Source organism: Lysobacter concretionis Ko07 = DSM 16239, assembly GCF_000768345.1.
Classification (GTDB): domain Bacteria; phylum Pseudomonadota; class Gammaproteobacteria; order Xanthomonadales; family Xanthomonadaceae; genus Novilysobacter; species Novilysobacter concretionis.
Window position 1 is genome coordinate 23,916 of sequence record NZ_AVPS01000012.1, and the last position, 6,063, is coordinate 29,978.

Annotated in this window: 13 protein-coding genes; all 13 read right to left on the bottom strand. The window is 63.1% G+C overall.

Annotated elements, in window-relative coordinates:
- Positions 1–10 precede the first annotated feature (10 nt).
- From rplX to rpsJ, 13 genes are read right to left on the bottom strand one after another with little or no spacing between them, the layout of a single operon-like run.
- A complete protein-coding gene (rplX, locus tag N792_RS12975) occupies positions 11–325 on the bottom strand; it encodes a 50S ribosomal protein L24 (protein ID WP_036196020.1) in 315 nt (104 codons plus the stop codon).
- A 14-nt stretch (positions 326–339) separates the two neighbouring features.
- Entirely contained in the window at positions 340–708 is a 369-nt protein-coding gene (gene rplN, locus N792_RS12980) for a 50S ribosomal protein L14 (RefSeq protein ID WP_036196022.1), read from the bottom strand.
- Between the two features lie 14 nt (positions 709–722).
- A complete protein-coding gene (rpsQ, locus tag N792_RS12985) occupies positions 723–992 on the bottom strand; it encodes a 30S ribosomal protein S17 (RefSeq protein ID WP_036196023.1) in 270 nt (89 codons plus the stop codon).
- Between the two features lie 9 nt (positions 993–1,001).
- Positions 1,002–1,217, bottom strand: coding sequence for a 50S ribosomal protein L29 (rpmC, locus tag N792_RS12990; protein WP_036196026.1), 216 nt, complete (start codon positions 1,215–1,217; stop codon positions 1,002–1,004).
- Positions 1,217–1,630 carry a 50S ribosomal protein L16 gene (gene rplP / locus N792_RS12995; protein WP_036196027.1) on the bottom strand — a complete coding sequence of 138 codons (414 nt, stop codon included), beginning with the start codon at positions 1,628–1,630 and terminating at the stop codon, positions 1,217–1,219. Before rplP ends, rpmC begins: the two co-directional genes overlap by 1 nt.
- A 6-nt stretch (positions 1,631–1,636) precedes the next feature.
- Complete coding sequence (rpsC, locus tag N792_RS13000; RefSeq protein ID WP_036196029.1) at positions 1,637–2,371, bottom strand: 30S ribosomal protein S3; 735 nt, start codon at positions 2,369–2,371, stop codon at positions 1,637–1,639.
- Positions 2,372–2,373: 2 nt separating this feature from the next.
- Positions 2,374–2,721 carry a 50S ribosomal protein L22 gene (gene rplV, locus N792_RS13005; RefSeq protein ID WP_036196045.1) on the bottom strand — a complete coding sequence of 116 codons (348 nt, stop codon included), beginning with the start codon at positions 2,719–2,721 and terminating at the stop codon, positions 2,374–2,376.
- 10 nt (positions 2,722–2,731) lie between these two features.
- Positions 2,732–2,998, bottom strand: coding sequence for a 30S ribosomal protein S19 (gene rpsS / locus N792_RS13010; protein WP_036196030.1), 267 nt, complete (start codon positions 2,996–2,998; stop codon positions 2,732–2,734).
- 6 nt (positions 2,999–3,004) lie between these two features.
- A complete protein-coding gene (gene rplB / locus N792_RS13015) occupies positions 3,005–3,832 on the bottom strand; it encodes a 50S ribosomal protein L2 (RefSeq protein WP_036196032.1) in 828 nt (275 codons plus the stop codon).
- Between the two features lie 10 nt (positions 3,833–3,842).
- On the bottom strand, positions 3,843–4,139 hold the full coding sequence (rplW, locus tag N792_RS13020; protein ID WP_036196034.1) for a 50S ribosomal protein L23: 297 nt from the start codon (positions 4,137–4,139) through the stop codon (positions 3,843–3,845).
- Positions 4,136–4,747 (bottom strand): 50S ribosomal protein L4, encoded by a 612-nt coding sequence (gene rplD, locus N792_RS13025; RefSeq protein ID WP_425478891.1) that lies wholly within the window; start codon positions 4,745–4,747, stop codon positions 4,136–4,138. Before rplD ends, rplW begins: the two co-directional genes overlap by 4 nt.
- Complete coding sequence (gene rplC, locus N792_RS13030; RefSeq protein WP_036196037.1) at positions 4,744–5,400, bottom strand: 50S ribosomal protein L3; 657 nt, start codon at positions 5,398–5,400, stop codon at positions 4,744–4,746. Before rplC ends, rplD begins: the two co-directional genes overlap by 4 nt.
- A gap of 10 nt (positions 5,401–5,410) precedes the next feature.
- The gene (gene rpsJ / locus N792_RS13035; RefSeq protein WP_036196039.1) at positions 5,411–5,722 is read right to left on the bottom strand and encodes a 30S ribosomal protein S10; all 312 of its coding nucleotides are present in this window, start codon (positions 5,720–5,722) and stop codon (positions 5,411–5,413) included.
- Positions 5,723–6,063: the final 341 nt, after the last annotated feature.

A 6,063-nucleotide genomic window follows, 5' to 3' on the forward strand; every position in this document is an offset into this window, starting at 1 on the left:
TCAGCATTCCTCAGGCGTCGACCGCCTCACCGCTGGAGCGGAACACACGCAATTTGCGTCCATCCTCCAGCACCTTGATACCGATGCGCTCACCCTTGCCGGAAGCCGGGTTGAACAACATGACGTTGGAAATATGGATCGGCGCCTCGCGCTCGATCACGCCGCCAGGCTGGCCGGCCTGCGGATTCGGCTTGGTGTGGCGCTTGATGATGTTGATGTTGGACACGAGGACCTTGTCGCCGGCCACTCGCACCACATCACCCTTCTTGCCCTTGTCCTTGCCGGCAGTGACGATCACGTGGTCGCCCTTCTTGATACGGTTCATGTCAATTCCTCCGCTCAGAGCACTTCTGGGGCGAGCGAGACGATCTTCATGAACTTCTCGGAACGCAGTTCACGGGTCACGGGCCCGAAGATGCGGGTGCCGATCGGCTCCTGCTTGTTGTTCAGCAGGACCGCGGCATTGCCGTCGAAACGGATCAGCGAGCCGTCCGGACGGCGCACACCCTTGCGGGTACGCACCACGACGGCGTCGTAGACGTCGCCCTTCTTGACCTTGCCACGCGGGATCGCATCCTTGACGGTCACCTTGATGATGTCGCCGATCGCGGCGTAACGGCGCTTGGAACCGCCGAGCACCTTGATGCACATCACTTCTTTCGCGCCGGAGTTGTCTGCCACCGTGAGGTAGCTTTGCATCTGGATCATGGTTCAGCCTCCTCTTATTCGGCCGCGCGGGTGACGACTTCCACCACACGCCAGTTCTTGGTTTTCGACATCGGCGCGATCTCGGTGATCCGGACCACGTCGCCCTCGTTGCAGGAGTTGTCCGCATCGTGTGCGTGCAGCTTGGTCGAGCGGCGGATGTACTTGCCGTACAACGCGTGCTTGACCTGGCGCTCGACGAGCACGGTGACGGTCTTGTCCATCTTGTTGCTGACCACGCGTCCTTCGACCGTGCGCAGCGCCTTCTCTGTATTGTTGTCGGTCATGGCGGGTCCTTACTTCTTCTCGCCCGATCCGGACTGGCTCGCCTGAGCCTGTCCGATCAAGGTGTTGACGCGAGCGATCTCGCGACGCACCCGACGGGCCTCGTGGGTCTTGGTGAGTTGGCCGGTGGCCTTCTGCATACGAAGGGCGAAGCCCTCCTTGTGCAGTTCGGTCAAGTGGGCCTGGAGCTCGCCAACCGACTTCTCGCGCAATTTATTGAGTTCCATTACCGCACCGTCCGGGTCACGAAAGTGGTGGTCACCGAGAGCTTGGCGGCGGCCAGACGGAACGCTTCACGCGCCACGTCCTCAGCCACGCCTTCGATCTCGTAGATCATGCGGCCGGGCTGGATCTGGGCAACCCAATACTCCACGTTGCCCTTGCCCTTGCCCATACGCACTTCGATCGGCTTCTTGGTGACCGGCTTGTCGGGAAACACGCGGATCCACATCTTGCCGCCACGCTTCACGTAACGGCTGATGGAACGGCGCGCGGCCTCGATCTGACGTGCGGTGATCTGGCCGTGGGCGGTCGACTTCAAGCCGAACTCGCCGAAGCTGACAGCATTACCGCTCCATGCCAGGCCGTCGTTGCGGCCTTTGTGTACCTTGCGGTACTTGGTTCGCTTTGGTTGCAACATGATCCGTTACCTCGATTCGCGCGGCGGACGGGGCGAGCGGTCGCGACGGTCGCCGCGATCACCGCGGTCACTGCGCGGGCTGTCGTCCGGCTTTTCCTGGCCGACCTGGGAGAAATCGAAGATCTCGCCCTTGTAGACCCAGACCTTGACGCCGATGATGCCGTACGTCGTCTTGGCTTCAGCGAAGCCGTAGTCGATGTCGGCGCGCAGGGTGTGCAGCGGTACGCGGCCTTCGCGGTACCACTCCGAACGGGCGATTTCAGCCCCGTTGAGGCGGCCACCGACGTTCACCTTGATACCCAGGGCACCCAGGCGCATCGCGTTGCCGACCGCACGCTTCATGGCGCGGCGGAACATGATGCGACGCTCCAGCTGCTGCGCGATCGATTCGGCGACCAGCTGACCATCGAGCTCGGGCTTGCGCACTTCGGTCACGTTGATGTGCGCCGGAACGCCCATCATGTCGCTGACCTCTTTACGCAGCTTGTCGATGTCCTCGCCGCGCTTGCCGATCACCACGCCCGGACGGGCGGTGTGGATCGTCACGCGGGCGTTGTTGGCCGGACGCTCGATGAAGATCTTCGAGATGCCTGCCTGCGCGAGCTTCTTGCGCAGCATGTCGCGGACCTTGAGGTCGGCGATCAGGTATTCGGCGTACTGCTTCTTGCCGGCAAACCACTTGGAATTCCAGTCCTTGGAGATGCCCAGACGGATGCCGGTCGGATGAACTTTGTGACCCATAATCAGACTCCGCCTTGCTTGCCGGCGCCCACGACCACAGTGATGTGGCTGGTGCGCTTGAGAATGCGGGTGCCGCGACCCTTCGCCCGCGCCATGAAGCGCTTGAGCGTCGGACCTTCGTCAACCATGATCGTCGTGACCTTGAGCTCGTCGATGTCGGCACCCTGGTTGTTCTCGGCATTTGCGATCGCCGATTCCAGGACCTTGCGGACCAGATCGGCAGCCTTCTTGTCGGAGAACTTGAGGAGGTTGACAGCGCGTTCGGCGGTCAGGCCCCGCACCTGGTCTGCGACCAGGCGAACCTTCTGGGCGGAGATGCGCGCGCTGCGCAGGATGGCTTTAGCTTCCATGGTCATCTCCTTATCGGCTCTTCTTGTCGCCGACGTGACCCTTGAAGGTCCGCGTCAGGGCGAATTCGCCGAGCTTGTGGCCAACCATGTTCTCGTTGACCAGCACCGGGATGTGGTTGCGACCGTTATGCACGGCGATGGTGTAACCCACCATCTCCGGCAACACCATCGAACGACGCGACCAAGTCTTGATCGGGCGCTTGTTGTTGGCCGCAGCCTCCACCTTCTTGAGCAGATGGTGGTCGACGAACGGGCCTTTTTTCAGTGAACGTGCCATTGCCGATTAGCTCCTGCGATCGCGAACGATGAACTGCTGCGTACGCTTGTTGTGCCGCGTCTTGTAACCCTTGGTCGGGACACCCCACGGGGTGACCGGATGCGGGTTGCCCTGGCCAGCCTTGGCCTCACCACCACCGTGCGGGTGATCGACCGGGTTCATCGCCGCGCCGCGAACGGTCGGCTTGATGCCCAGCCAGCGCTTCGCACCGGCCTTGCCGAGCTTCTGCAGGCTGTGCTCGTCGTTGCCGACCTCACCGATGGTGGCGCGGCACTCGACGGGCACCTTGCGCATTTCGCCGGAGCGGAGGCGCAGCGTGGCGTAGCCCTGCTCGCGTGCCACCAGCTGCACACCGGCACCGGCGGCGCGGGCGATCTGCGCGCCCTTGCCCGGCTTCATCTCGATGCAATGCACGGTGGAGCCGACCGGAATATTGGTCAGCGGCAGGGTGTTGCCGGTGCGGATCGGGGCATCACGGCCCGCGATCACCTGGTCACCGGCCTTCAGGCCCTTGGGAGCGATGATGTAGCGACGCTCGCCATCGACGTAGCACAGCAGGGCGATATGGGCGGTGCGGTTGGGATCGTATTCGATCCGCTCCACGCGCGCCGGAATGCCTTCCTTGTTGCGCTTGAAATCGATGATGCGGTAGTGCTGCTTGTGGCCACCACCGATATGACGGGTGGTGATGCGGCCGTGGTGGTTACGACCACCGGTCCGACTCTGCGGCTCGAGCAGCGGAGCGTGCGGCGCGCCCTTGTGCAGGTCGGGCGTCACCACGCGGACCGCCGAACGGCGACCGGGCGAAGTGGGTTTGAATGTCATCAATGCCATGGGTCGATCCTCAAGCCTTGGCCATCACGTCGATCGACTGGCCATCGGCCAGCGTCACGTACGCCTTGCGCCAGTCGGGGCGACGGCCCATGCGGAACTTGAAGGCTTTTGCTTTGCCCTTCACGTTGAGCACGTTGACCGCCTCGACCTTGACGTCGAACAGCTTCTCGACTGCAACCTTGATGTCGGCCTTGGTTGCCGTCGTCGCTACTTCGAAGACGTATTGATTGGAAACTTCCTGCAGGCGCGCGGTCTTCTCGGACACACGCGGCGCACGGATCACGTTGTAGAGCTTGGCGTCGTTCATGCCAGCCACTCCTCGATCTTCTTGATCGCGTCGGCGGTGACCACGACCGAGTCGGCGCCAACCAGCGCGACCGGATCCAGGCCCTGCACGTCACGGACTTCGACATACGGCAAGTTGCGCGCCGAGAGGTACAGGTTCTCGGTGGCGTCCTCGGTGACCAGCAGCGGGCGACGACCGGCGTCCAGGCTCTTGAGCATGGCAACCATGCCCGAGGTCTTCGGCGAATCCAGCTCCAGCGTCTCCACGACAGTGATGCGGCCCTGGCGATTGAGCTCGGACAGGATCGACGCCATCGCGGCGCGGTACATCTTGCGGTTCACCTTCTGCGCGAAGCTGCGCGGCTTGGCCGCAAACGTCACGCCACCGCCACGGAAGATCGGAGCCGTCAGTGCACCGTGGCGAGCGCCACCGCCCTTCTGCTTCTTCGACTTCTTGGTGGTGCCGGCGACTTCGGCGCGGGTCTTCTGCGCCTTGGTGCCCGCGCGACCGGCGTTGCGATAGGCAACGACAACCTGGTGGACCAGATCCTCGCTGAACTCGCGGCCGAAGATCTCGTCGGATACCGCCAGCGTCTTGCTGCTGTTATTGATGGCAAGTTCCATCGTCATACTCCCTTCGTCGTCGGACGGACGATCACGTCGCCGCCCGGCGCGCCCGGCACCGCGCCCTTGATCGCGATCAGGCCGCGCTCGGCGTCCACCTTGACCACTTCAAGACCCTGGGTGCTCTGCTGCACGAAGCCCATGTGACCGGACATCTTCTTGCCCGGGAACACGCGGCCAGGCGTCTGCCGCTGGCCGATGGAACCCGGCGTGCGGTGCGACAGCGAGTTACCGTGCGTGGCATCGCCCATCGCGAAATTCCAGCGCTTCACGGTGCCCTGGAAGCCCTTGCCCTTGGTCACGCCCTGGACGTCGACAATCTGGCCAACCTCGAAGATGTCGGCCTTGATCTCGCCGCCCACATTGAAGTCGCCGAGCTTGTCGTCGGCCACGCGGAACTCCCACAGGCCACGACCGGCTTCGACCTTGGCCTTCGCGAGATGACCCGCCTCGGGCTTGTTGACCAGTGCTGCGCGGCGCACGCCGACGGTGACCTGCACCGCGCTGTAGCCGTCGCTGTCGACGCTCTTGATCTGGGTAATACGGTTCGGGGTCGCCTCGATCAGCGTCACCGGCACGGAGCGTCCGTCCTCGGTAAAGAACCGGCTCATGCCGGCCTTGCGACCGACGATGCCCAACGAATATTTCTTCGTCGTCATGATGTCCGCCTCAGGTCAGCTTGATCTGTACGTCGACGCCCGCCGCGAGCTCGAGCTTCATCAGCGCGTCCACGGTCTTGTCGTTGGGGTCGACGATGTCGAGCACGCGCTTGTGCGTGCGGGTTTCGTACTGGTCGCGCGCGTCCTTGTCGACGTGCGGAGAAGTAAGAATGGTGAAGCGCTCGATCTTGGTCGGCAGCGGAATCGGACCACGCACTTGTGCGCCGGTCCGCTTGGCTGTCTCGACGATCTCGCTGGCCGAGCGGTCGATCAGACGATGATCGTATGCCTTCAGCCGAATTCGGATCTTTTGGTCCGCCATGACGGTGTTCCTTGGTTAAAGAGCGACGGGCCGGCGGCTGGGTGCGCCGAACCCCGATGGACACATCCCGCACCCGGAAACCCGCTGTCCGGATGCGAAAATCTTTAGCAAAACAAGGCAGGCCGGTTACCCGGCCTGCCCAGACAGAAAAGTATAAAGCGCGTGCCATGACGCCGTCAAGCAGTCCAGAACAAACCGGAACTTCCGACGACCCTTGCCACGCGACATTTCCCTGTCGGGCGAACACGAGGCGCTTCCTGCGCCTCATTTCGCGGTAATCGGCGCCTCTCTCGAAGCGCCTCGCAACTCATCCGCCACCAGGACGGACGCGCCGCGGTATC